Annotated in this window: 19 protein-coding genes; 7 read left to right on the top strand and 12 right to left on the bottom strand. The window is 57.3% G+C overall.

Features of this window, described 5'->3' with window-relative positions; all coding sequences use genetic code 11:
* Positions 1-17 precede the first annotated feature (17 nt).
* The 3 genes from ACR0CR_RS18090 to ACR0CR_RS18080 are packed head-to-tail and all read right to left on the bottom strand — an operon-like array spanning position 18 to position 3,551.
* Complete coding sequence (locus tag ACR0CR_RS18090) at positions 18-1,040, bottom strand: glycosyltransferase family 2 protein (protein ID WP_480601843.1); 1,023 nt, start codon at positions 1,038-1,040, stop codon at positions 18-20.
* A complete protein-coding gene (locus tag ACR0CR_RS18085) occupies positions 1,040-2,551 on the bottom strand; it encodes a hypothetical protein (protein ID WP_480601842.1) in 1,512 nt (503 codons plus the stop codon). Before ACR0CR_RS18085 ends, ACR0CR_RS18090 begins: the two co-directional genes overlap by 1 nt.
* Before the next feature lie 7 nt (positions 2,552-2,558).
* Complete coding sequence (locus ACR0CR_RS18080; RefSeq protein ID WP_480601840.1) at positions 2,559-3,551, bottom strand: UDP-glucuronic acid decarboxylase family protein; 993 nt, start codon at positions 3,549-3,551, stop codon at positions 2,559-2,561.
* Between the two features lie 654 nt (positions 3,552-4,205).
* Here ACR0CR_RS18080 and ACR0CR_RS18075 point away from each other — a divergent pair.
* The gene (locus ACR0CR_RS18075; RefSeq protein ID WP_480601837.1) at positions 4,206-4,718 is read left to right on the top strand and encodes a VPLPA-CTERM sorting domain-containing protein; all 513 of its coding nucleotides are present in this window, start codon (positions 4,206-4,208) and stop codon (positions 4,716-4,718) included.
* A gap of 68 nt (positions 4,719-4,786) precedes the next feature.
* Here ACR0CR_RS18075 and ACR0CR_RS18070 read toward each other — a convergent pair whose 3' ends face one another.
* From ACR0CR_RS18070 to ACR0CR_RS18055, 4 genes are read right to left on the bottom strand one after another with little or no spacing between them, the layout of a single operon-like run.
* Positions 4,787-5,671, bottom strand: a complete 885-nt coding sequence (locus ACR0CR_RS18070) for a glycosyltransferase family 2 protein (RefSeq protein WP_480601834.1) — start codon at positions 5,669-5,671, stop codon at positions 4,787-4,789.
* Entirely contained in the window at positions 5,652-6,485 is an 834-nt protein-coding gene (locus ACR0CR_RS18065; RefSeq protein ID WP_480601832.1) for a CpsD/CapB family tyrosine-protein kinase, read from the bottom strand. Before ACR0CR_RS18065 ends, ACR0CR_RS18070 begins: the two co-directional genes overlap by 20 nt.
* A 34-nt stretch (positions 6,486-6,519) precedes the next feature.
* Positions 6,520-8,058 (bottom strand): GumC family protein, encoded by a 1,539-nt coding sequence (locus ACR0CR_RS18060; RefSeq protein WP_480601831.1) that lies wholly within the window; start codon positions 8,056-8,058, stop codon positions 6,520-6,522.
* Position 8,059: 1 nt separating this feature from the next.
* Positions 8,060-8,836 carry an ExeA family protein gene (locus ACR0CR_RS18055; protein WP_480601829.1) on the bottom strand — a complete coding sequence of 259 codons (777 nt, stop codon included), beginning with the start codon at positions 8,834-8,836 and terminating at the stop codon, positions 8,060-8,062.
* Positions 8,837-9,582: 746 nt separating this feature from the next.
* Here ACR0CR_RS18055 and ACR0CR_RS18050 point away from each other — a divergent pair.
* From ACR0CR_RS18050 to xrtD, 5 genes are all read left to right on the top strand, one after another.
* Positions 9,583-10,266, top strand: a complete 684-nt coding sequence (locus ACR0CR_RS18050) for a sugar transferase (protein ID WP_480601827.1) — start codon at positions 9,583-9,585, stop codon at positions 10,264-10,266.
* Positions 10,267-10,308: 42 nt separating this feature from the next.
* Entirely contained in the window at positions 10,309-12,759 is a 2,451-nt protein-coding gene (locus ACR0CR_RS18045) for a tetratricopeptide repeat protein (protein WP_480601824.1), read from the top strand.
* 114 nt (positions 12,760-12,873) lie between these two features.
* On the top strand, positions 12,874-13,485 hold the full coding sequence (locus ACR0CR_RS18040) for a polysaccharide biosynthesis/export family protein (protein WP_480601821.1): 612 nt from the start codon (positions 12,874-12,876) through the stop codon (positions 13,483-13,485).
* A gap of 105 nt (positions 13,486-13,590) precedes the next feature.
* Positions 13,591-15,021, top strand: coding sequence for a hypothetical protein (locus ACR0CR_RS18035; RefSeq protein WP_480601818.1), 1,431 nt, complete (start codon positions 13,591-13,593; stop codon positions 15,019-15,021).
* A gap of 125 nt (positions 15,022-15,146) precedes the next feature.
* Entirely contained in the window at positions 15,147-16,766 is a 1,620-nt protein-coding gene (gene xrtD, locus ACR0CR_RS18030; protein WP_480601815.1) for a VPLPA-CTERM-specific exosortase XrtD, read from the top strand.
* 4 nt (positions 16,767-16,770) lie between these two features.
* Here the strand turns inward: xrtD and ACR0CR_RS18025 are convergent, their stop codons facing one another.
* Entirely contained in the window at positions 16,771-18,021 is a 1,251-nt protein-coding gene (locus ACR0CR_RS18025) for a glycosyltransferase family 4 protein (RefSeq protein WP_480601812.1), read from the bottom strand.
* Positions 18,014-19,276 (bottom strand): nucleotide sugar dehydrogenase, encoded by a 1,263-nt coding sequence (locus tag ACR0CR_RS18020; protein ID WP_480601811.1) that lies wholly within the window; start codon positions 19,274-19,276, stop codon positions 18,014-18,016. The genes ACR0CR_RS18025 and ACR0CR_RS18020 overlap by 8 nt, the downstream gene beginning before the upstream one ends.
* A 402-nt stretch (positions 19,277-19,678) precedes the next feature.
* Between ACR0CR_RS18020 and ACR0CR_RS18015 the strand changes: the two genes are divergently transcribed.
* A complete protein-coding gene (locus ACR0CR_RS18015; RefSeq protein ID WP_480601809.1) occupies positions 19,679-21,160 on the top strand; it encodes an oligosaccharide flippase family protein in 1,482 nt (493 codons plus the stop codon).
* Positions 21,161-21,166: 6 nt separating this feature from the next.
* On the opposite strand, the gene ACR0CR_RS18010 is transcribed toward ACR0CR_RS18015, so the two are convergent.
* From ACR0CR_RS18010 to ACR0CR_RS18000, 3 genes are read right to left on the bottom strand one after another with little or no spacing between them, the layout of a single operon-like run.
* The gene (locus ACR0CR_RS18010; RefSeq protein ID WP_480601806.1) at positions 21,167-22,321 is read right to left on the bottom strand and encodes a DegT/DnrJ/EryC1/StrS family aminotransferase; all 1,155 of its coding nucleotides are present in this window, start codon (positions 22,319-22,321) and stop codon (positions 21,167-21,169) included.
* Positions 22,322-22,336: 15 nt separating this feature from the next.
* Positions 22,337-23,302, bottom strand: coding sequence for a sulfotransferase (locus tag ACR0CR_RS18005; protein WP_480601803.1), 966 nt, complete (start codon positions 23,300-23,302; stop codon positions 22,337-22,339).
* A gap of 10 nt (positions 23,303-23,312) precedes the next feature.
* The gene (locus tag ACR0CR_RS18000) at positions 23,313-24,425 is read right to left on the bottom strand and encodes a lipid II:glycine glycyltransferase FemX (protein WP_480601802.1); all 1,113 of its coding nucleotides are present in this window, start codon (positions 24,423-24,425) and stop codon (positions 23,313-23,315) included.
* Positions 24,426-24,439: the final 14 nt, after the last annotated feature.

The raw sequence follows: 24,439 nt of genomic DNA, 5'->3' as shown, positions 1-24,439 counted from the left end.
CGCGCCGATACTGCAGTTTAATTTCGTGTGACATGCAGTTTCTGCTTTTGTCCCAGTACGTGATATTCGAACAGGCACCAGACATAGACGCTGGCTGAATAGACGTAATAGAACTGGTGATAGAGGATGCACTTGAAGGCAAACCATGGTCCGCCATGCCCGGCCATCGTGCGCGCCAGATCGTAGTTCACGGCAAAGGCCAGCCCCAGTAACAACAGTGGCACCAGCCACAGCCCGGGCCAGAAGGGCAGCGCCAAAATCGAAAGGATCAGCAACCCGGCCAGTCCGGCCCGTAGCCGTTCCATTGTCGAGGTGTTCAGATCATCTGTCAGCCCCTCACGCGAGATCATCAGACGGGCCCAGGGCAGGGCGCGGCAGTAGATATCCGTACTCAGGCTGTTTCGCATGGTCCAGACTTTCAGGTGTTTGCCCTGCAGTTGTGGCTCGACCAGAATCCGTCGACCGGTTTCGACGATCCGGTAACCCAGTTCGATATCCTCGATCGACGGGATCTCGTAGGTCTTCACGTCGAACCCGCCAACTTCGAGAAACACGTCCCGCCGGATGGCGCCGCAGCCGGCCCAGAAGGTGCGCGCCTCGCGTCGGGCGCGCTGATGGTGATAGCGGTGCAGAAGGTTCTTGTAGCGCGAGAACCAGGCCTGACCGTCCGGTGCGTCGTCATATGATCCGAACACCGCCCCGACATTGTCTTCGGACATGGCCCGGCGGATATGGTCCGGCCCATCCGGCCAGGCGATGACGTCGGAATCGACAAACCAGAGGATGTCGCCCGTGGCATGTTCGGCCGCCAGATTGCGCGCCGCCCCCGGCCCGCCATTGACCGGTGTGGTCAGAACCGTGGCCCCCATCTTTTGCGCAAGCGCGGCGGTGCCGTCCGGAGATTGATCGTCCACCACCAGAACTTCCTGCACCTGACCGGTGTCCAGCATTTCAATCAGCGGTCGCAGGACACGAGGCAGAAGATGCTCGGCGTTATAGGCTGGCATCACCACGCTGATGGAAAGGGTTTGATCTGACATCACGGGCTTTCTCCGATACCGGGGCGCGGCACTGGGGCCCGCTGAACAAGGAAAAGGAAGGCCGCTGTAAAGGGCAGCAACCACATGACGCGCGCGCCGTAGCGGTCCGCAGGTTGTGACACACCGCCGCAAACCAGCGCGTTCACGGCAATTCCGATCAGGATGAACAAGGCGAACAGTTTCAGCGACGGTGCCACCCGTCCGGGCCACAGCAGCAAAACTGCTATGATCACGCAGGAAACCAGATAGATAGCCGAGTGAATGACATTTACCGGTCCAATCCAGGAATAGTCCCGCTCCAGTACAGTGTTGTCGAGCACCGCAAGCTTTTCTGCCGGCAATCCTGAAAGTGACTTCGCATTTTTGATGACCGCCTCGTTCGGAATGGTTTGCCTGACACTGTTCATTGCAAGCTGCGTCATCGCATTTTCACCGAGCGCAAATATCGTTCCGAACGGACGGGCCTTCAGAACCTGCAAAAAGAACGCCCGTTGTTCGGCCGCCACGGCCTGCTGATCCTCGACCGACATCAACCGGAACGAACCCAGCCGCTCGGAGCGTTCGAAAATGATATGCGCGGCGGTCAGGCGATAGGGATCGTCCGACCAGGACAGCGCCTCGTGCAGGGCGCAGGTTGCCAGATCGGGCCGGGGGCAGACATCATCCAGATAGGCCATACCGGGGCCGTCCACGATCAGCCGCGCGGTGATATGAGGCGTATGGATCACCTCTTTGCGCGCAACGGTTTCCGTTGCGACCTCGAAGGCCTTGCGCTCGGCCAGCGCCATCGCGACCAGACCAATGGCAAACCCCGCCGCAAGCCACCGGCCCTGCCCAAGCCGCAGCAGGGCGGCCAGCACGACAAAGGGCACCATCAGAACTGCAATCCCCAGATGAGACGGGTGCAGCACCACTGCAAATGCTGCCAGGGCCAGGGCGGCCAACCACTCCATCAGGTGCATCTGGCGGCCCGCCACGGCAACCACCGCGATCACGATCAGCAGGATCGGGGTGAAAATATCCGGCATGATGTAGGCTATATAGAAGGGCAGCGAGGTCGTCGCAGCCGCCAGCAACGGAATGGTCACCAGTTGCAGCGTCGTTCGCCCGGTCTGCGCGCTGCGCTGCAACACGCGCATCGCCAGCCAAACCGCAAGCAGCAGCAGCGCCAGATGAACGCTTGCCACACCGGCCAGCGCATCAGCCCGCCAGAAGGCAGCAACCAGCAATGCATACGCCATCGAGCGTGATCCGCTGGTTGTTTCGTCCTTTTCGACCCGACCGCCTGTCTGACCCTCACCTGCTTCGGCCTTCGCACCGCCCTGTTCCGGCGCGGGCAGGATCAGGGACAGCGCCGCATCGCCCTGCCGGAAATAACCTCCGGTGTCGAAATAATAGAGCGGTCCGCGGTTGATGATGAGAACTGCCAGACAAATGACCACCGTCACGGCAAGCAGAAGAAAGACCCCGAGCCATCGGGGTGATCTTCCGGATGCAGGCTGAGCGGTCATTGCCGTCCTACAGCTCCTTCATCGCCACTGCCGTGCGCTGGAAATAGGCAATCGTTGCCTTCAGACCGTCTTCCAGCGCCACCTGCGGTGCCCAGCCCAGTTGTTCGCGGGCCCGGGTGATATCCGGCTGGCGCTGGATCGGGTCATCCTGCGGCAGCGGGCGCGTCACCAGTTCGGATTTCGACCCGGTCAGGCGGATCACCGCCTCGGCCAGTTCGCGAATGCTCATCTCGACCGGGTTGCCCAGATTGATCGGGCCAGTCACGTCCTCGGGGGATTCCATCAGTTTGATCAGCCCGTCGATCAGATCGGACACGAAGCAGAAGGATCGGGTCTGACTGCCATCGCCGTAGATGGTGATCGGCTCCCCTCGCAGGGCCTGCATAATGAAATTGGACACCACGCGCCCGTCATCGGGGTGCATGTTCGGCCCATATGTGTTGAAAATCCGCGCCACTTTGATCGGCAGACCATGCTGCCGGTAATAGTCGAAGAACAACGTCTCGGCACAGCGCTTGCCCTCGTCATAGCATGAGCGCGGCCCGATTGGATTGACGTGACCTACATAACCCTCGGTCTGCGGATGGATCTGCGGATCGCCATACACCTCGGATGTCGAGGCCTGCAGAATGCGCGCGCCGACCCGCTTGGCCAGCCCCAGCATGTTGATCGCCCCATGCACCGACGTTTTGGTCGTCTGCACCGGATCATGCTGGTAATGGAAGGGCGAGGCCGGGCAGGCCAGGTTGTAAATCTCGTCCACCTCGACATAGAGCGGAAAGGTCACGTCATGGCGCATGACCTCGAACCGGGAGTTGTTCAGGAAATGGCGCAGATTGGCGCGCCGCCCGGTGAAATAATTGTCGACACACAGCACCTCATGTCCCTGCTCCAACAGGGCTGCACACAGATGCGAGCCCAGAAAGCCAGCGCCCCCTGTCACCAGGATCCGTTTTGCGTTGAGATTTATGTCATTGGAATCAAAGTCAGACGCGTTCATCAGCAGTCCTGAGCACCTTTTAATCTTTCTGATTCAATACCGGTGCTGACCCTGTTCGCATTCTCTGCGGCTATGTTCTGGTCAACGCCCATTCGAACCATCTCCTCGTTAATAGGCAGGCACCGCAAACAAACGGCCAAACTAAAAATTCCGATCTGGAATGCATGCCTGAACTTGAAACAATAGCAGGTCAAAAGCTACACGAAACTTCCGGATCGTCGAAAGGGGAAATATAGCAAGCCTTCAGTTTCGCGCCTTTTTCCAGTCGAGCATGATCTACAGGCCCTGTGTGAAATTTTGGCCACGGATAGTGTGCCCGACTGCGCTGGATTGTTTCCGGATTTGCACAAAGCATTAACACGCATTGCCGCATCGGTCCGTGCGCCGCTGATGGATTCTTGAGTGCCGCAGCCCCGGGTAGAATCACATCTACCCAAGCCATTATGTTCACAAAATCGAAACAAACCGCAAATTAGGAATATTATTATTCAGCACTCCGGGCCTCTCTGCCTCAAAAAAGCCCCAATTCACGAGAAAAACCTTCGCAACCAAATGGAAATAAAGTATTAATGTTAAGGAATAGTGCCACGCCAAAGTTGCGTGTGGATTGTGTGTAAGCTGGAAGGTGGGACTTTTATGTTTAGAAGTTTGAAAATGATGGCTGCAAGCCTTGTGACGGCTGTATTCATGGCCGGGTCGGCAAGCGCGCTGACGCATGTGTCAGCCGGTGGCAGCTATGACATTACGTCTGACAATCTTTTTAATGGCGCAGTAAACACAGGTCCGGGCGGAGGCGGTGTCTACTCGGTTAACTTTACATCGCCCAGTGGACCGCTGCTTGGAAAGGCCGGGGCGTCGATTACTCTGCGCCTGCTGAATGCTGCATTCCCCGTTGGCCTGACGATGAGTTGGGTTGATGCAAACAATCCGACCAATGTGCTGGCAACAACAGCTGTTTTGGGTGGCGTGACCACCAAACTGAATACAATCTTCAGCGCCTCAAGCCCAAATACCCTAAGCCAGAACCTTGTGTTCAGCTGGGCTGCATCCTCACCGAATGTCTCATTTGACTTTGACGTGGCCGCAGTGCCTCTGCCAGCTGGTGGTGTGCTGCTTCTGACCGCGCTTGGTGGGCTGGGGTTGATGCGACGCCGCAAGACGGCCTGATCGAAGCACACAATCCCAACCAATATGTCGAGGGGCCGCACGCAACGGCCCCTTTTCATATGGGCTGATCAGATCGTGCCACCTGTTGCCTGGCGCAACATCCAGACCATACGCAGACATCTAAGCCGGAACAGAGTCGAAATCGCCCGTAACATCTCGCCGGTCGAGGCCAGTTTGCCGCTAAACATGACTTTGGGTGTGTGCACAACAGCGCTGGCGGGCATGGCCAGTCCACGGAGAGCCCATCGCAAACGCGCGGCGGGGTCCGTTCCGTTCAACTGATACCCCTCTTGCGTCGTGCGCCGCCACTTTGCCTTGAGTGCGGGCCAGTTCTGCCGCGACGGATGGCTGACCCGAAACCCGTCTTCGTAAATCAGGCTATAGCCCCGGTCGACTGCCCGCATGGTCCATTCCCGGTCTTCGGACACACCATCAATAAAGCCGCCGATCGAGTCGAAAACATCCCGCCGGGTCAGCAGATTACCCGCCCCGGAAAACCCCTGAACTTCGATGTACCTGCGGAAATTGAACGCAAAAATGGTTTCAAACGCCTCGGCCCCACTGCGTGGCGACGGGGTTTCGTCAAAGACATCGACCCGTCCACCGATCAGATCGGCCCGGTCCGCAATCCGGCGCCCGACCGTCAGCCAGTCCGGCGCAGGCACACAATCGGCATCGATGAAGAAAAGCCGCAGCGCTGTGGTTTCGGCCACCCCGCGATTGCGGGCATGGGCAGCACCCTTTTGGGTTTCCACCAAAAAACGTATCTCAGGAAAGGCCCGTCGCACATCCTCCAGTGACACCGGTGAATTATTGTCGACAACAACAACTTCGGTCCCCGTCAGGTCATTCTTCCTGAGCGCCAGCAGGCATCGTTCCAATCTTGGCAGGTCGTTATAGTGAGGGATGATCACCGCATCGTTCGGCCCTGCATCAGTAGGAGCCGTACTCATACCCAAAAGTCCCGCTGATATACCGGCATTTGTTCAGGACGATCCCCATGACGCTCGTGAGTTCCGCCAATTGCCGTTCAGCCACATCAACGTGGTCGATGCTGGTCTCGTCAGCAGCTGCCAAAAGCAGGGCGCAATCGACGTTCCTGAGAAACCCGTGGCTGTCATCGCTGGCCATCAGTGGCGGTGTATCAAAGAGGATGATATCGGGTTTATATTCTGCCTCGAGCTGTTCCAGAAACTCGATTGTCTTGCGACTTTGCAAAATTTCCGCAGGGTTGCGTGTCGAGGTGTAATTCAGCCCGAAAATCACATTGTTACCGTGACGCAAGGCATGTTCGTGAAACGACACATTCCCCTGAATGACGTCGGCCATGCTGTGATTGCCGGATTGCTTGAGTATCTCGGCCAGCCCTCTGCGCCGCATGTCGAAATCGATCACGATCGTGCGCAGATCTTCCTGGCGGCCCAGGCTGAAGGCCAGATTGGCTGCCGCCGTGCTTTTGCCGCATCCGCTGTACGGCGAGGTCAACGCCACCCGACGCCAGCCTTTGGAAAGCGTTTGCTGTAACATCTTGGTCCGCAGCATATCATAGGGTGTTGCGTCAGCGCCGCCACGATATGACATCAGGCGTTTTCGGGATATGAGGTGTGGGTCGATGCTGATTTCTGGCACGGTTAGCCAGATATCTTCATCGCTGCTTTCGGTCGGAACTTGGCGCTGTTCTTCTTTCAACGTCAGCGTCGCCGGTTCAGGCTGGCGGCTGTTGCGTTCCTCGCGGGCCTTTTGAATCGCCTGATGAAGACGGTCCATTATAGCCTCCCTACCTGGTTCAGAACGAAAATCACTAATAAATCTCCAGCTTGTCGATCACCTTGTCCGCGATAAGATCCAAGGGCAGATAGTAAGTATGCACAGCCCATACGCCAGCGGGCACGCCCACTACAATCACCGTGATCAGCATTGCCCAGCCAACCCGCTGCGCCATCACCTGGCCTGGAGACTTTACATAGGGAATAGTCGCAATCGGCCAGACATCCAGCTTGTTGATCAAATCCTCCGGCCGGCGCGCAGCCCGGTTCAGAAACTCCAGCAGAACAACTAGCCCCAGACCCATCAATATACCGGCGAATGTACCGCCAACTGCGATCAACAGGCGATCAGGTTTTGTCGGCGTGGTCGGTTCCGAGGGTTGTTCAATCACCGAAATCCGCTGCCCCTGAGAGGTGATTTCGATCCGTTCCCCAGTCGAGGCCGATGCCAGGCGTGTGACCGCTCTGTTGTACTGGGTCAGGATATTGTTGTGATCTCGCTGCAACTCGGCCAGCGTGATGGAATTAGCTGGGGTCTGATTGATCGTTAGCGTCACTTTTTTAAGGTTTTCTTCGGTAACAGCGCGCTGGTCTTCCAGGGTGGTTATTTGTGAATCAATTTGAGCCAGCTGGAGATCAAGCGTCGAGTTTCCCGTTTGAGCACTGGCGGCGGCGGTGGTGGATGCCTGCTCGGCCGCGACAACTTCTTCAAAATGCGCGATCCGGGCCCGCAAGTGCTTAATTCGCGGGCTGCTTTCCGAATAGACCCCTAGTTGGTTATCAAGCTGGTTGCGCAACTGGCGCAATTGCCCCTGTGCCGCTGTCTGTGGCTGTTGCCCGGTGTTCGTGATCTGACCCGTCGTTGTATAGAGTTCCAATAGCTTTTCGCGCTGGTTCTGGAGTGAGAAAATCTGCTGATCGGCTTGCTGAAGGCTCGTCTGCAGTGCCCCCTGCTGCGCCATACGGAATTGCAGGCTGGCAGGCAGGGCGCCGGAGTTTTCATTCTGAAATTCGAGAATCCGGCTGCTGCGCTGGTCAAGCTCGGCCCCCAGCCGCTCAACTTCCTGTTCAAAGAACTCCAGCGTGTCGGACGCCCGTTCCTTGCGGTACGAGACATCAAGTTTCAGAATTTCCGTCAGATATTCATTCAGCACACCCGCCGCGACTTTTCCGGTTCTGCCTTCGAATGTGAAGGTCATCAGGTTCGCCTGATTGCGCCCCGAAGAGATGCGAGTCTTTGTTTTTGTGCGTAGCTCAGAGACGATCTGGTCGGGACTGGCACCATCCTGATTTGGCAACACCTCGTATTTGCGTGCAATATCGAGAAGAACCGGTCGCGTCAGCACGTGTTGTTCGACAATCTGCAGCTGCTCGATCGGAGACGTATTCACGGTACTTGAAGCCAGATTGCCCGGAATCTGCGGCGATTCAACGATCAGAACCATTCGTGATACATAGCTCGACGGCAAGGTCACCGCGACCGCGATCGAGATGGCAGAGACAATCGTGGCCACGATGAGGAAGTAGGGAAACCGCCTCAGAAAAACGGAAAAATAGTAACGAACCGGACCCATCTCAGACTGTCAGCTCCATCTTGAGTGAATTTCCTCCGAAGAACACACCGTCGTCGATCACCTGATTGACAACATCTTCGTCCACTTTGTCGGCTTCATTTGTCCAGGCATAAAGCAGGGCAAAATCGCAAAACTGGTTCACCAGGCGCGGGACGCCGCGGGTCTGCTCAAAAATCAGCTTGCAGGCGTCTTCGGTGAATTCCCCGCCCGATCCGCCGGCGGTCTTCATCCTGTGCCTAATATAGGCTTCGACAGAGCCTTCATCCATCCGTTCCAGGTGGAAACTTGCAGCAACCCGTTGCGTCAGCTGACGCATCTTGGGGTCCAGAACCATATCGCGCAATTCGGGCTGTCCGACCAGAACAAGCTGGATCAGCTCATCCGTGTTGGAGTTGATGTTGGTCAGCATGCGAATTTCTTCCAGACCTTCGACCGTCAGGTTCTGCGCCTCGTCGAAAATCAGAACCACACGCCGCCCTTCGGCATATTCCGCGATCAGAAAATCCTGCAATATCTGGAAGACCTGCACATAGGTCGCGTCCTTTTCGATCGGCAGGCCCAATGCGTGCAGGACCCATTGCAGCAACTCTCCCCGATCACCCTGCGCGTTCGAAATCAACCCGACCGTGATCTCTTGCTCCATGTCGCTCAGAAGATGCTGGATCAGCGTCGTTTTCCCGGCCCCGATCTCGCCCGTCAGAACGGTGATTGGGGCGCAGCTCATGATGCCGAATTGCAGGACCGAATAGCCGCGCTTGTGCAGCGGCGACCAATACATAAAACCAGGGTCCGGAAGCAGCGTGAAAGGCCGCCGGTCAAGGCCGAAGAAATCTAGATAGAACCCGTCACTGGACGCCATAGCTCCACGGTTGCCTTCCGCCTTGTCAAACCTCGCCCTGGTTCCTCTGAGATTACCCAAACCCATACCTTGAACCACCAAAATCCTTACACAACCTATGTATCACATAATGCAAATGCACTTGGGTACTACTCTGTCATAAAATCAAGATAGCAAGCTGTACCAAACTTCACACGCAATGAATTGACCACACACACCCCGTAAATGGCACTGATTGCCGGTAATTGTTTCCACCAACCTCTTTGGAAAGCTGCCCGAAAAAGCAGGGGACGCGCCGAAGGATGGCGCGCCGGAGAAAAATTCCTCTTCTTTCCGTTCGGCTCCCGTTCAGGGCTAAAGCTCCAGAAATTTTCACATTGTATCCAAACAGACAACAGATTCCTGAGAACCCTCACCGCCTCTGGACGTATTTCCCCCGCTTTAACAACGGGAAATGCTTTCTTTTCTCATTGGGGGCAGGCAATGCAGTCAGGATTAATGTTTTGCAAGCTGATCGGAATTTGTTAACAATTGCAGGCAGGGGGAGCTGCCAGCATGTGTAACGGCGGAGCCTCGCAATACATAAAAATATAAGAGTTTTTATATATAAGTTGAGGTTGGGCGTAGTCGGTTCCTGAATTTGGTAGGTGGTTCTTGGTTATTGTGTGTGCTGGGAGTTTTAAATAGTGGCAAGTCATTCGAAAGAGGTAGTCGATCCTGGCTACCCTAATATTCCTGTTATGCCCGCCTCGGTGAATTATCCAGGTTTCTACAGAGGTGTGGGGAAGCGCATCTTTGATATCGCGTTCGTGTTGCTTGCCGCCCCGTTTGTGGTGCCGCTGGTTCTTATTCTGGCCGTCTTTCTGGCCAGTCAGGGCGTAACCCCGTTTTACCGGCAGCAACGGGTCGGCAAAAACGGAAAGGTTTTCAGGCTGATCAAGCTGCGCACCATGGTGCATGACGCCGATACGGTTCTCAGAGAATATCTGGCGGCCAATCCTGAGGCGCGGGAAGAGTGGAACCGCAACCAAAAGCTTCGCGATGATCCGCGGATCATCAAATTCGGATCCTGTCTGCGCAAGTTCTCGATGGATGAACTGCCGCAGTTCTGGAATGTTTTTGTTGGTGAGATGTCCTTGATCGGGCCCCGCCCGATGATGCTGAGCCAGCGGGAACTCTATCCCGGCAAGTTCTACAACTCCATGCGCCCCGGCCTTTCGGGACCGTGGCAGGTGTCCAGACGTAGCCAATCATCCTTTGCCGAGCGCGCATCTCACGATACTGAATATTGGGAAAGCATGTCATTCAGCACGGATGTTTCGATCCTGACCCGGACTATCTTTGTCGTTCTGCGCGGTACCGGTTGCTGAGACCGGTCGCATGCCTTTCGTAGTAGTTGCGGGAGTACAGCATTGAGCGGAACGGGATTCCACATCGGCAAGCGGCTGACCATCCTTTTTTTTGCCACGACTCTGCTGCTGAGCGCCTGCGACTCGGCCGAAGAGCGCGCAGAGGCGCATTTTCAAGCCGGGATGGCCCATCTGGAAGAAGGCGATGTTGAACGAGCGTTGATTGAATTCAGGAATGTCTTCAAACTGAACGGTCGGCACAAAGAGGCCCGCCTGACATTCGCCAAATTGGAGCGTGAACGGGGCAATACTCCCGTCGCCTACAGTCAGTACCTGCGGTTGGTGGAACAATATCCCGACAATCTCGAAGGACAGCGCAGCCTGGCCGAGCTGGCTCTCGAAACGGGTAATTGGGAAGATGTCAGGCGCCACGGATCTGTTGCGGCGGAACTGGCTCCGGACGATATCGCGATCGCATCCATCAACAACACGCTGGCTTATACCGATGCCGTAAGGAATGGAGACACCGACGGCGTGGATTTCACCATTCACAAGGCTCGCGGGATGATCGAAACGAACCCGGAACTGATGTCGGCGCGGCAGGTCGTGATTGATCACCTGATCCGCAACGAGGACTGGGCTGGTGTTCTGAGCGAAACAGCGACGGCCCTGGCCATCGCGCCAAAACAGGAAAATCTTTACGGTATCCGGCTTCACGCGCTGCAGGAGCTAAACGAACCTGATCAAATTGAAAATCTGCTCAGGCAAATGACGCAGGTGTTTCCCGATGATGAAGGTGTCGCGCAATTACTTGTTCAGCACTATATCGACCAGGATAATCTGGATGCTGCAGAACAGATGCTGCGCGCTGAGGTAAGCCCGCAAACCGAGGATTATATGCCGACCCAGAGGCTGATCGCCTTTCTGGCGGAATATCGCAGCACCGATGCAGCGATTGCCGAACTGGACACGATCATCGCTCAGGATGGGGCAAACAGCTCAACTCTCAAAACAGTAAGGGCCACGCTGAAATTCAGCGTGGGCGACACGCAAATTGCGATAGCCGAGATGCAGGACCTGCTTGCAGACGCTGAAAGAACCATACAAACCCGGGAAAGCGAAGTAGAATTGGCCCGAATGCTGTTTCAGGTCGGCGCAGTGGACGAAGCAAAGGCGCTGATCGAAAACGTGCTTGAGGAAGACGCGACTCAGGTGGGGGCGCTCAAATTCAAGGCATCCTGGCTGATTGACAAGGGCGCAACAGGTGATGCGATCGTGAATCTACGCGAGGCGCTTGGCCAAACGCCCCGCGACCCTCAGCTGATGACCCTGATGGCCCAAGCGCATGAACAAAATGGCGATCGGGAGTTGATGGGCGAAATGCTGGCTCTGGCGGCAGAAGTGTCCCAGAACGCGCCGGATGAATCCCTGCGCTATGCCCGGTTTCTGGTTGCAGAAGATGACCCGGGAATTGCCGAACGCGTTCTGATCGATTCCCTCCGCCAGGACCCGGAACAGCTGGAACTTCTTTTTTTGTTGGGCGAAATTTACCTGAAACTGCAGGATTGGAATCGTGCACAGGCGGTTCAGCAATCGATCAGCGATCTGGACACACCTGAGGCGCGCCGCCTGGCAAAAGAGCTCAAGGCTTATATGCTGGCAGCTCAGGAACGGACTGACGACCTCACGGCGTTTCTTGGTGAACTGGCGGCTGATCCCGAATTTGGCTTGCCCGCGGATATTGCGCTGATCCGCTCTTTGGTGGCGCGAGACGAGACCGATGCCGCCTTTGCCCGTATCGATCAACTACTTGAAGCAGATCCCGACTCTCTGCCTGTGCGCCTGGTCAAGGCACATGCTCTGGCTGGCGAGGGCAACAACGAAGAAGCTGAGCAGCTCTATCGTATCGTTCTCGAAGATCACCCGGACGCAACACGGGCATGGATTTCGCTACATGCGCTGCTAGCCGGACAGAACAAGCCTGAAGAAGCCCGGCAAACCCTTTCTGAAGCTTTGACCGCACTGCCGGACCACCCGGACCTTCTCATGTTGCGGGCGGCGGAACATGAACGCGCCGGAGATCTGGATCAGGCAATTGCCGTTTATGAAGACCTTTATCCGCTCAGCAATCGCTCTCTGGTCGTTGCAAACAATCTGGCAAGCCTGCTGACGACGCACCGCACAGATGACGAAAGCCTGCAACGCGCTCATGCTCTGGCCCGTCGGCTCCGAGGCACGCGCGTACCAGTGTTTCAGGACACCTATGGTTGGATTGCCTACCGGCTGGGAAACTACGAAGAGGCTGTAACGTATCTCGAGCCCGCAGCCCAGGCGATACCAGACCACCCTCTGGTCCTGTACCATTTGGGCAAGGCCTATGACGCTGTCGGCCGCAAGGACGAAGCTCTGCACGCCCTTCGGGCCGCTTTGGCCACAAACCGCCCTTTGAACGTTGCCCCATCTCTGGAGGCTGAAATCGAACGGATCAGTGCAGCGGAAACCCCGGGGCAGTAAATGCTCGGGTTTGATTCCGCTGCATTTCTGCCGCATCTGGAAACCATGAAAACACCGCAGATTGTTTCGTTATTTGGAAAGAGCCATAAAGGAAAGAAAGTGAGAGATTTGAACATGCGGACAGTAATTGGATCATTGATCACTCTTGTCGTCACCATGGTTATGGCGACCGGCGCCTGGGCGCAGTCCTACCAGATCCAGCCAGGTGACGCCCTGCGGGTTGAGGTTCTGGAAGATCCTACCCTCAACCGGACAACTCTGGTTTTGCCGGATGGGTCCATCAACTTCCCGCTGGCCGGATCGATTCAGGCTGCGGGTAGATCGACAGACGGGCTCAGTTCATCTCTTTCCTCGGCTCTGGCCTCGAATTTCAATACACCTCCGACCGTCTTTATCTCGATCGCTTCGCTTGGGGCTCCGGGGCTTCAAGGGGGGGCTGCGGTGACAGGGCCGACGATAGACGTCTTTGTGATGGGAGAGATCGGCGTACCCGGCAAGCATCTTGCGGCCGAGGGCACAACCATTCTTCAGTTCCTGGCTCAGGTCGGGGGCCTGACAAACTTTGCAGCTCAAAAGCGCATTGAATTGCGCCGCATCGACAGCCAGTCAGGCGCTTTGAACACATATATTTATAACTACAAGGGCTCGGGCAGCGGCATCAATGGCACAACAGTGCTGAAATCAGGAGACGTTGTTGTCGTACCGGCACGCCGCTTGTTCGAATAGGGGCTGATGCAGGTGGGAAAATCCGGAAACAGGCTGGTCTCTGCGCTAGGGGGCGGGGTTGCTTTTGCGATCTCACTTTCGCCGGCGATTGGGCAGCAAACGTCTGTGCAACAGACAACGACACCCTCGACACGGGTCCAGCAGGCTCCCAGCCTGCAACTTCTGTCGCAACAGGCACAACGAAATCCGGCCCGCAGGGTTGGACAGGCCGGTCAACAAGCCGGTACCGGCACAGGCGTGCGCGTCACGCTCGATTACCTGTCCTCGCTCAGACATGACGACAACCTGCGTATGTCGACCCCATCATTCGGGTCGACCACCTGGTGGGAAAACACACTGTCTTTGGGCGTCGTGAGCCAAAAACCGGGGTCGAGGCTGGCATTCAACCTGTCGGGCCTGTACCGGATCGCCAATGAACCAATCATCGGCACTGAATCCGATTTTACAGATCCTTTGACACGGCTGTCATATCGAAAAGACAGCACCAACAGCAAATTCAGTTTACTTGCCGAATACCGCGAGCGGGATCTGGCCTTCAACCGGTCACTGAGCGACGTCAATCTGGACGGCGTCATCGACTCAGCCGATGTCACCGGCACCAGCGGAGATCAGATCAACACCCGGGGCACCCTGAACTGGGAAACGGGTCTGAACGACCCTCTGGGATTCCAGTTCAACTACAGCCACCGCGAACGCAGATATTCGAACACAATCGACCCGAATCTTTTTGACAACAGCGAAGACGATTTCACAGCCACCACATTTTTTCGGATTTCCCCGATTTTGCGGACAAATCTGCGCGTCAATTATCGAGAGTTCGAAGCCGACGACACCGCAGAGACGGATAGGAAAACGACAACCGTTTCGACCGGTGCGTCATACAGCATTTCTCCGCTGACCTCTGTCAACATCAATCTTGGCTACACCGAGGTCGACAACACACAACGCGCGCTCAATACAAGCAACGTAACCGAAAATTTCGTGTGGAGCCTTGGTTGGAAAAGGGCGCTGTCGGATGGAGATATCAACTTTCGGGCGAACCAAGGCTTTGGCGTCAACGGCACCAGAACCAACGCCACCGTCGGTCGAAGCTATCAGCGCACCAATTCGACGCTTAACTTCAATGCCGGGTTCACCCGCGGACCGTTTGACGAAATAACACCGATCGGTCAGATCGACTATAGCTACCAATTGCCCAGTTCCCGGGTCGGAGCGACAATTCAACGTCGGGTTGGCACCAGCACGCAAAGTGTGGAAACCCGCCAGACACTGGCTTTCCTGACCTATGATTATTTTATCAACCCGATATCTGCCCTGTCGTTCAGCGCCAATTTCATCGATCAGGAGAACGACGGCTCAGGCCCGTCCAACCCGCGTCAGCGCAGCACATTCGACGTGTCTTATTCCCGTGGAATTACAAGAGACTGGGCGTTGAATGTTGGCTATCAGTACGACCGGGATGACCGGAACAGCACCAAAGTGGATTCAAACTCGTTCTTCCTGACGCTCGGGCGACGCTTCACACTCAAACCCTGAATACGCGTCTGCTGAATGTCAGATACCGCACAAGTGCTGCAGGTGACGCCCATTGTGTCCGACCCGGATCAAAACCCTGCGAAGCGCAATTCACGATCGCATTTTATTATGCATGATGAACCGTGATGCATCGTCTCGATTCGAAAGACAGCCGCAGTCAGGCACTTGACGCGGCCCGCACTGCGCTGCCGGAGATCAACGCCGCCGGGCTGTTCTGGTTTGTGCTTCTGCTGCTGGGATCGATCCCTGTTTTCTGGATCGGCATTGTTTCATTGGGCGCGGCCTGGAGCACACCGGAATACAGCCACGGGCCACTGATCCCCATCATCTCGCTCTATCTGTTCCTGCGCGAGCTGCGCAATTCCCCGCCCCCCGACCCGGTCATTCATGACCGCTGGCCGGGTATCGGGGTGATTGCTGTCGCCCTGGCCATCGCCATTCTCGGCAATCTGGCGCGCATTCCGGATATCGTCACCTATGCAATGATCATCTGGACGGGCGGCGTCATGCTGACCGTGTTCGGCTGGCAGCGCGGCAAGTACCACCAACTGCCCGTGATCCACCTTGTCTTCATGCTGCCCTTGCCGCAGTTCATCTACTGGAAGCTTACGATCTTTCTGCAATGGGTATCGTCCGAGCTGGGCGTCTGGTTCGTGCAACTGGCCGGCGTTTCGGTCTTTATCGAAGGCAATGTCATCGATCTGGGGGTCTACAAGCTGCAGGTGGCCGAGGCTTGCGCAGGGCTGCGCTATCTGTTCCCGATCCTGAGCTTTTCGTACCTCTTCGCCCTGCTGTATCGCGGCCCGGTCTGGCACAAGGTTGTGCTGCTTGTCTCAGCCGCTCCGCTGACCGTTCTGATGAACTCGGTGCGCATCGGCGTGATCGGTGTTCTGGTCAATCAGCACGGCATCGAACAGGCCGAAGGGTTCATGCATTTCTTCGAAGGCTGGGTCGTTTTCCTGATCTGCGTAGGCATTCTGTTTCTGATGGCAATCGGGTTGCAGCGCCTGGCCCCCAATCCGAAACCCTTTGCCGAAACCATTGATCTGGACACCGAAGGGTTCGGCCCCATCGCACTGCGCATCTTTGGCATCAAAGCGTCGGTAGCGCTGGCGGCAGCGGCCGTTCTGACGCTTGCGGTGTCAACGGCCTGGGCCCTACGGCCTGCCTCGGACGTGCAGCCCATCGAACGTGACCCGTTTGTCCTGTACCCGCGGCAGCTTGGGCCCTGGTCGGGCTCGACCACCAGCCTCGATCCCAAGGTCGAACGGACTCTGGGTGCCAGCGACTATCTGAATACCACCTATATCGACACCGGGTCCGGCGATTACGTGAATATGTTCGTGGCCTTCTACAACAAGCAGACCGAAGGCGACGGCATCCATTCACCCGAGGTCTGCCTGCCCGTTGGCGGCTGGGAAATCTTCAGCCTCGAACCTTACGAGATCACTCCGGGCAATACCCCCTATGGCAGCTTCACCGTCAACCGCGCAGTCATCCAGAAAGAGCTGTCAAAACAACTTGTTTATTATTGGTTTGAACAGCGCGGCAAACGCATGGTCAACGATTTCCGTGCCAAGTTGAGCGTCATTCAAGACGGATTCACCATGGGCCGCACTGATGGCGCGCTGGTGCGTTTCGTCACCCCGATCCTGCCCGGAGAGACCGAAGCCGACGCGGATGCGCGGCTGCAGCGGTTCATGGAAGCCAGCCTGAACCGTTTGCCGCATTTCGTGCCGTTCTAGGAACCTACCCCTTCCAGATCCGCTTATAGGCCGCAATCAATGCAGGCACCTGATGGGGCCAGGCCATCTCGGATTCAACGCGGGCACGGCCATATCTGCCCATGGTGGCGCGGCGGTCGTCATCAGCCAGAAGTTCAGTGATCTTGTCGGCCATATCCACCGGATCGTTGGCCTTGGCATAGAGCGAGGCCTCCTGCGCCGAAAAGCGCCCTTCGGTCACATCGAACTGAACGATGGGTTTTTCAAACGCCATATATTCGAGAATCTTGTTCATGGTGGATTTGTCATTCATCTCGTTCACCCGGTCCGGGTTCACGCAGACATCGGCGGTCGACAGGACCTCAAACAGATCGTGATCCGGCGCGCGGCCGGTAAAAGTGACATAATCCGACAGGCCCATTTCGGCGGATTGCTGTTTCAGCTTGTCCAGGCTGGGGCCACCGCCGACAAGACAGAACTGGATATCCTCGCGGCCCTGGACCTGAACCAGATGCGCCACGGATTCGAGCAGCAGATCGATGCCTTCCTGATCGCCCATGACGCCGACATAACCCACCATGTGTTTGCGACCATTGCGCCAGCCGGGGTTCGGCGGCAGGTGCTGCAAACGGCTGAGATCAGGGCCAGAGCGGACGACAAACACATCCTCGGGCGCCATGCCACCGCGTTCGATGGCGATCTTGCGATAGCTTTCATTGGTGGCAATCGATACCCGCGCCGAAGCGAAGGTCAGCCGCTCGAACGTCTTCATCAGCTTCCAGAAGAAGCCGCGCTTGTCGAACTTGGCCTCGTAAAGCTCGGGATTGATGTCGTGGTGATCAAACAGGTACCGCACACCGAACAGCTTGAAGGGCAGCGCCACCAGAAAGATCAGATCGGGCGGGTTGCAGCCATGGATGACGTGAAAGCCGCGGGTGAACTTGATCTTCAGCGCCAGCCAGCTTTCCCAGAACAGCGCCGCGCCGTATTCCAGCAGATACCCCAGCGCCCCGCTGGCATCCAAGGGCAGCGGGTGGCGGTAGACCTTGATGCCTTCGTCTTCCCACACACGTTCCTCATGGCCCTTGCCGGTGGGACAGATGACCGAGACCAGAGCACCAGCGGCGGCCAGCGTGCGCGCCTCCATCCAGACGCGGCGGTCAAAAGGCACGGGCAGGTTTTCGACCACGATCAGAACCTTCAACCCTTTGAGGGGCTGACTCTGGCGCAGCTCATCGAAGGACACGGGCTGAACGGTGGGAACTGGGTTAGTCATATTCATAGGTTCTTACCACCTCTGCACCACCCAGGTTCAACTCATTCACGATCCGGTTCGACCCGATCACCAGATCCCAGGGCCCGGCCTCGGCCGTGGCGCGATCTACCAGCAGGCTGTCCATATTGGGCAGATGGGTAAAGGCATAGCCCAGGTTCTGCCCGCGCAGATCAGCCGGTTCAATCGCCGGATCATAGACCGACAGCTGATAACCTGCGTCCAGCAGCCGCCGGGCGATATCGACATTGGGGCTTTCGCGCAGGTCATCGGTACCGGCCTTGAAGGCCAGCCCGGCCATCAGCACCCTGCCGCCCTTGGGCAGCCGGTTCATGATGTCCTGCGCCTGATAGGTCTTGTGCGCCAGATTGGTCTGCAACAGGCTGTCAATCAGATGCGTATGCGCCCCAACCTCACCGGCGATATGCTGCAGCGCGCGGACATCCTTGGGCAGGCAGGACCCCCCAAAGGCCCCTCCGGGACGCGTGTAGTAGGGCGAGATATTCAGCTTGGTGTCCGAGACAAAAATCTCATGCATGGTTTTGGCCGATACGCCCATCCGGTGACAGATCCGACCGATCTCATTGGCAAAGGCCACTTTGGTTGCATGCCAGGTATTGTCGACGAATTTGGTGATCTCTGCCTCTTCAAAGGCGGTATAGAACACCGGAGCGTCGAGACCTTCGTGCAGGGCATCCATCACCGCCGAGCGGTTTCCATCCGCCGTGCCCACCACGATCTTGGGCGGGTTGAAATAATCATCGACCGCCGACACTTCGCGCAAAAATTCGGGGTTATAGATGATCTCAATCGCCTGGGTCGCCCGATCCCCCAGCGCGTTCCGAAAGATCGGCTCAATCAGCTGACGCACCGTGCCTGGCCGGAAGGTCGACCGATACGCCACGGTCAACGGCCGCGCCCGGTCGGGCGAGACGGTTTCGGCAATCTGCCGCGTCACCTCGGCCACGAAATCCATGTTATGCGAGCCGTCGGTGGAGCTGGGCGTGCCGACGCAGACGATGGCCAGATCCACATCCTCAAGGTCCGGAATATCGACCACCGCGCGGATCAGGTTCTTGCCCAATGCCTCGGTCAGCAGTTCGGCCACTTTCGGTTCTTTGATCGGGGCCTGGCCTGCATTGATTTCCGACACCTTGTCGGCATTCACATCGACACCGATGACCTCGTGCCCCTCACGGGTCAGGCAACACGCCGCCGTGAAGCCTACATAGCCAAGTCCGAAAATCGCGATCTTCATTCCGTCACACCGTTCTAAAAACTTAATACCCGCAGCCCAACCAGACCGCGACAACACTTAGTCAGCAGACTTGCACGAACCGAAGCCAATCTGAGACACTGAAGCGGAAATTTACCTTGCTATGTGGTGCCAATTGCTGACACGGAATGGAGATATTCGCCAAAACATCACACAACCTTCTAACACTGAATAATAAAAACATGCGATCTCGATACAATGAATCCTTCTTTGATTTGATTATCAGCCAGCCGGTCAGCTTGCCAGATTTGAGATTCCACACTTCAAAGCGCTGCTTTGGAGATCACGCGCAAAGAAACATTGCCCGGATACGGCGATCGTTGTCCCAAATTTGGAAATATTAATCACGTGCAAAATTCCCCAGACCACAATCCGGCCCCCAGCATGCTCACCCGCCGCTCTGCCCTTGCGGTGGGCGCGGCAACGCTGCTTGCATCCGGTGTATTCCGGCAGGGTCTGGGGCTTCTCACGATTGCGATAACCGCGCGCCTTCTGACGCCCGAGGATTTCGGCATCATCGCGTATTTTCTGATCGCAACAGCCTTGCTGGAGATGTTCCAGCGGCAGATCGGAATGGTCCTGATCCGGCTCGACAATGTGACGCCCGAGCATCTGGATACAGTTTTCTCGTTTCAGATCATCTTTGGGATCATGGCCGCCATCGTGTTCTGGGTGGCTCAACCCGTTGTGGCGCTGCTGGAGATTCCGGCCCTTACGGAAATGATGCCCGTGCTGTCGGCCATGTCGCTGGTTGTGGCCATCAAAAGCCCCCGGTTCCTGCTGTTCGAACGCGGTCTGCGTTTTGGCTATGTGGCCGGCGAAGAAACCTTCAGCCGCATCGTCTACGCAATTCTTGCCATCTTCCTATCCTGGTACTGGCGGGATTATTGGGCCATCGTCGTGGCAACATTCGCCGGACAGGTCATGCGCGGGGTATGGACCTTTTCGATCGCGCCGATGCTGCCCAAACTGTCCCTGTCTCGATGGCGCGACAGCCTGTCATTCTCATCCTGGACCATCGGGGCTCAGTTTGCTCAGTTCATGTCTGCCAACGCCCCGCAATTGATCATCGGCGCCACATTGGGTCTGGCGGATGCCGGCCTGTTCCGGATCGGTACGCGACTGGTCAATGTTGTCACCCATCAGCTTTTCACCCCGATCCTGCGGGTCGTCTATCCCGGGCTTGCCGACCTGTCCCGAAAAACCGATCAGGGTCGAGAAGGGTTCCGCAAGATCAATGCCGGTTTCCTGGCAATCCTGTTACCCTGCAGTGTTGGCTTCGCGCTTGTCTCTGTCGATGTGATCTGGATGTTTCTGGGATACACATGGGTTGCCGCCGCGCCCGTGATCTGGGTCCTGGCCCCGCTCTATGCGCTGAACGCGTTGCAGGCGAGTGTGCGCTCTGCCGCTTATATTGAAGGGTCAACCTCTTTGCTCTTCTACAGAAACGCGATCCTTCTGGTGGTTGTCTGTGTCGTGATGTGGATCGGGGTTCAATATGGCTTCAATGGTGCCCTGATCGCTGCTGGTCTGGCCAATCTGGCCGGGTTGATTGCAACACTGATCATCGCCAAGCGGTTTGGAAACGGCGGGTTTTTCGAACCCCTGATCGTCGGGTGGCGCAGCTTTGTATCCTGCGCGGTGATGACCGTGGTGGTTATCGCCACCAACTATGCTCTGAGGGATGTTATGCAGTTTGCATACACCCCGGGTATCGTACTGACAAAGACCGCCGCCGGAGTGATTTCTTATACCGCAACCCACATCGCGCTGTGGGCCATGGCCGGGCGGCCGGACGGGTTCGAAACCATGGTGTTTTCCCTGCTGGGCAAGCTGCGCAATCACCTCCGCGACAGGAAAGCCTGACCGCCGTCACAGAACCTGCCGCAATTGGGTGACGATATGTTCTAGATGCGCAGGCCCCAGAAACTGGTGCAATGGCAGGGATAGGACATTGTTCTTAAGAGCAATCGCCTCATCCTGACCGGTCCAGTCCAGATTGCGGTTGAAGCCCGCCCACCATGGCGTGGCACCGATGCCGCGGGCCTGTAAATCACGGGCAACCCGGTCGCGCCCGGTCACCAGCAGCGGCATGTTCAACGGGCAGGTTTCGGGATCCAGCTCGGGTTTCAATAATTCAACGCCCGACAGCCCGTCCAGAAGCGCACGGTAGTGATGCCAGTTGGCCCGCCGGGCGGAAATGACATCCGACACTGAAAAAGACCGCAGCGGACGCAAGGCAAAGGCGCTGATACGGCGGCTCTGCAGGGCGGGGTTGAAATAGTAATGCCACGGGATGTCGTCCATCTCATCCGGTGCCCGATTGGCCGGTTCTTCTGTGTCCGCCCCATTGCGCAAGGCGCGTTTCAGGCTTTGAGCCCGGTCAGCCCCCAGAACATTGACCAATGCAGATCGCGCCAGGGTCTTGGCAACGATCTTACCGGGCGCCGGGCGTGTAAACGGCGATGCGGTGTCCAGATCAGAGGCGTTCACGACCAGGGCACCGCCCTCCAACACCGGTACGAATTTGTAAAAGCAAAACACCGACACATCGCCGGTGTGACCTTCGGCAGGCGCCGCCCCGCTCAGCAGGTTCAGCGCGCAATCCTCGATCATCCGCAACCCGCGTCTGTCACACAGCGCGCGAATCGCGGCCAGATCCGGCTGGGTGATCCCGAAGTAATGCGTGACATAGATCGCCCGGGTCCGATCCGAAATCAGCGCCTCGACCTGAACTGGATCAATGCGCAAATCCTGCGCCACCGGATACAGACGCACCGACAGCCCAGCATGGATCAACGGGTCAACTTCCGAGCCGCAATTATAGGCGGGCACCAAGACCTCATCCCCCGGACGAAGCCCCAACAGATCGCAACCCGCACGGATCGCGACCCGGGTATTGAAGCTCCAATGCACCCGGCGCCCCTCGAACAGCCGCACGAAACCGCCTTCGGGATCACGCTGAAACAGCCGGGCAAACCGCATCGCCGGATCACCACAATTTAAGGGGGTCGTGCTATGCGCCATATGCTTCTTCCCGGCTCACGACACTGATTCCGCTTCGATTTTGTCCAGACACGCCATGATCTGTGACCGGATTTCATCCGCTGACTGGCGACGAATGGTTATCCCTGACAGGGCCTTCGGCACCGGTTTGCGCACCACGTTAACGCCATTGCGCACAAGGAAGGCTTCCATGTCGGACAGGGCTTGTTCGGGCTCGGCACAAAGCGCTTCATAGCTGATTTTCATGACCCGCTCCGGGCTTTCAAGCGTTTTGAACCCCGTCCTAAGGTCTCGGTGACTCAGGATAACCTGCGCGCAGGATTGTGTGACCGGGTCGGCCTCGGCATAGGCTTCCCACCCGGTCGGGCGCAGCGACCACCACCCCGAGGCATCCATCGAGGTCTTGTCCTGCCGCGCCCGCACAAGCGAGTGCGCGTTATCCGCCCAATCCCGATCGATGTAGAGGAAAACCGCATTCGGAAAGGTTTTCAGCAACAGGGGAAAATCCGACTGCAGGATCATGTTCTTTACAATCATCGGTCTCCCGGCGATCCGGCTGATGGCCGCCATCTTGCGGCGCATCCGGGCCGGTGTCAGCCCGGGCTTGTCGAGCAGATAGGGCGCAGCATACGGCATCCAATGCGCCCAGACCCGCCCGGCCTCGCTGGGTGCTGCCTTGCCCTCAAGCTCGCCATAGACGCTGTCGAACGAGCCCTGCCGATCCCGCATCGCCTTGCGGCACAGCCAGGTCGCGGCAACCGGCACCCGAAACAGCCGCTTGGCCAGATTGGAAAAATATCCGCACTGAAAGCGGGTCACCATCATCTCATATAGCAGCGTGGACCCCGACCGGGGTGGACCGACGATGAAACAAACCGGATAATCATCGGACCGGGCCCGGTATTCCAGAAAAATTTCCAGAGGCAACAGCAGGCCCGAGACAATCAGGTTCAGATATTTGGCGCGCCAACTGCTGTAAGTGACAAGCGATTCCTGACCCATATCCGCCCCCTCAACGCCTGCGTGCCGACAACAGCCGTTTGGGGCTAAGCTGGCGCAATTGCGGGAACAGACGTTTCAACTCGTTCTTAACTTGTCCAGGCAGGGCATTTGCCGAATGGCAGGCCGCATTCAGAACCAGCGTATGTTCTGCGATGCGCCGAACATGCGTCGGTTTGAACTCGCGCTTGTATTCATAGACGTTGAAATTCGGGTGGTCCTTGTCCTCAACCGGCAGGAACCCCTCGACGTCGAAACGGGTGCACCCATGGCGTTTGGCCCAGAACATGCCTTCCAGCCACAGGGCTGGCGCAACCCGCAGATTGCCCACAGCCCGCGCGGCCTCGGGGTCGGCGACATAGCGGCGGGCATGCGCCGTTGTGCCACTGCGATACAGAAGCAGCCCGCCCAGAAAGGTATCTTCATGAAACGCATTAAAGATCACGCCAATGGACGGGTCGTTGAAGATATGGTGGAAACCAGACTCGTATTCGGCGCGCGGGACGGGCGTCAGATTGTGGCGTGCGATCACCAGAGTATTCAGACGTTCAAAAAAGGTTTCGGCCTCGTCGAACCGGGTGGCGGCACGGATTTCGACATCGGATTTGTCGATCAGACGTACCTTGCGCCGGGCGCTGCGTGAGAAAGAGGCGCGCAGCGCGTCCTCGGTCATGGTCAGGTCGATCATGCCGGTGTCACGATGCGGTTCGGGATCGCTGATCCGGAACTCCGCCTGTCCCAGCGCGGCGGCCAGATCATCCGCCTCTTGTTCCAGCCAATAGGGTGTGATGCGCAGCGCATCGACCTTGGCCAGACGGTCATGTGCGGCCAGCCCCTGCAGGAAATCGATCATGGTTGACGCGCTATCGCAAACCGGTCCGCTGAGCGCCGAGGCTGCCGCCATGTGACCGGGCACCAGCCGGTTGGGCTGCAACGTGAAAATCCCGACCGCGCAAAGGATTCCGTCCCGCCGTCCGGTGGCGAACATCACCTGGTGGCCAACCGCCCGGTCGACCTCGGCAAAACGTGGATCCTGACGCGGGTGCTGATGGTGGGCCTGTGCCAGAAAATCACGCCACTCTGACACCTGCGCATCGGTCAGATTGTCCAGGCAATCGATATCCATCCACCATCACTTTC

Source organism: Ruegeria sp. AM2 (assembly GCF_056540685.1).
Note: the sequence above shows the minus strand (reverse complement) of the source record. Positions and strands in the feature narration are given on the sequence as shown.

Bases quoted from the DNA above. Each gene is read 5' to 3' on its own strand.
- ACR0CR_RS18080 (WP_480601840.1), bottom strand. From the start codon at position 3,551: ATGAACGCGTCTGACTTTGATTCCAATGACATAAATCTCAACGCAAAA.
- ACR0CR_RS18010 (WP_480601806.1), bottom strand. From the start codon at position 22,321: ATGGCGCATAGCACGACCCCCTTAAATTGTGGTGATCCGGCGATGCGG.
- ACR0CR_RS18040 (WP_480601821.1), top strand. From the start codon at position 12,874: ATGCGGACAGTAATTGGATCATTGATCACTCTTGTCGTCACCATGGTT.
- ACR0CR_RS18065 (WP_480601832.1), bottom strand. From the start codon at position 6,485: ATGGACCGTCTTCATCAGGCGATTCAAAAGGCCCGCGAGGAACGCAAC.
- ACR0CR_RS18075 (WP_480601837.1), top strand. From the start codon at position 4,206: ATGATGGCTGCAAGCCTTGTGACGGCTGTATTCATGGCCGGGTCGGCA.
- ACR0CR_RS18055 (WP_480601829.1), bottom strand. From the start codon at position 8,836: ATGTATTGGTCGCCGCTGCACAAGCGCGGCTATTCGGTCCTGCAATTC.
- ACR0CR_RS18000 (WP_480601802.1), bottom strand. From the start codon at position 24,425: ATGGATATCGATTGCCTGGACAATCTGACCGATGCGCAGGTGTCAGAG.
- xrtD (WP_480601815.1), top strand. From the start codon at position 15,147: ATGCATCGTCTCGATTCGAAAGACAGCCGCAGTCAGGCACTTGACGCG.
- ACR0CR_RS18060 (WP_480601831.1), bottom strand. From the start codon at position 8,058: ATGGGTCCGGTTCGTTACTATTTTTCCGTTTTTCTGAGGCGGTTTCCC.
- ACR0CR_RS18025 (WP_480601812.1), bottom strand. From the start codon at position 18,021: ATGACTAACCCAGTTCCCACCGTTCAGCCCGTGTCCTTCGATGAGCTG.
- ACR0CR_RS18020 (WP_480601811.1), bottom strand. From the start codon at position 19,276: ATGAAGATCGCGATTTTCGGACTTGGCTATGTAGGCTTCACGGCGGCG.
- ACR0CR_RS18070 (WP_480601834.1), bottom strand. From the start codon at position 5,671: ATGAGTACGGCTCCTACTGATGCAGGGCCGAACGATGCGGTGATCATC.
- ACR0CR_RS18015 (WP_480601809.1), top strand. From the start codon at position 19,679: ATGCTCACCCGCCGCTCTGCCCTTGCGGTGGGCGCGGCAACGCTGCTT.
- ACR0CR_RS18085 (WP_480601842.1), bottom strand. From the start codon at position 2,551: ATGACCGCTCAGCCTGCATCCGGAAGATCACCCCGATGGCTCGGGGTC.
- ACR0CR_RS18005 (WP_480601803.1), bottom strand. From the start codon at position 23,302: ATGGGTCAGGAATCGCTTGTCACTTACAGCAGTTGGCGCGCCAAATAT.
- ACR0CR_RS18090 (WP_480601843.1), bottom strand. From the start codon at position 1,040: ATGTCAGATCAAACCCTTTCCATCAGCGTGGTGATGCCAGCCTATAAC.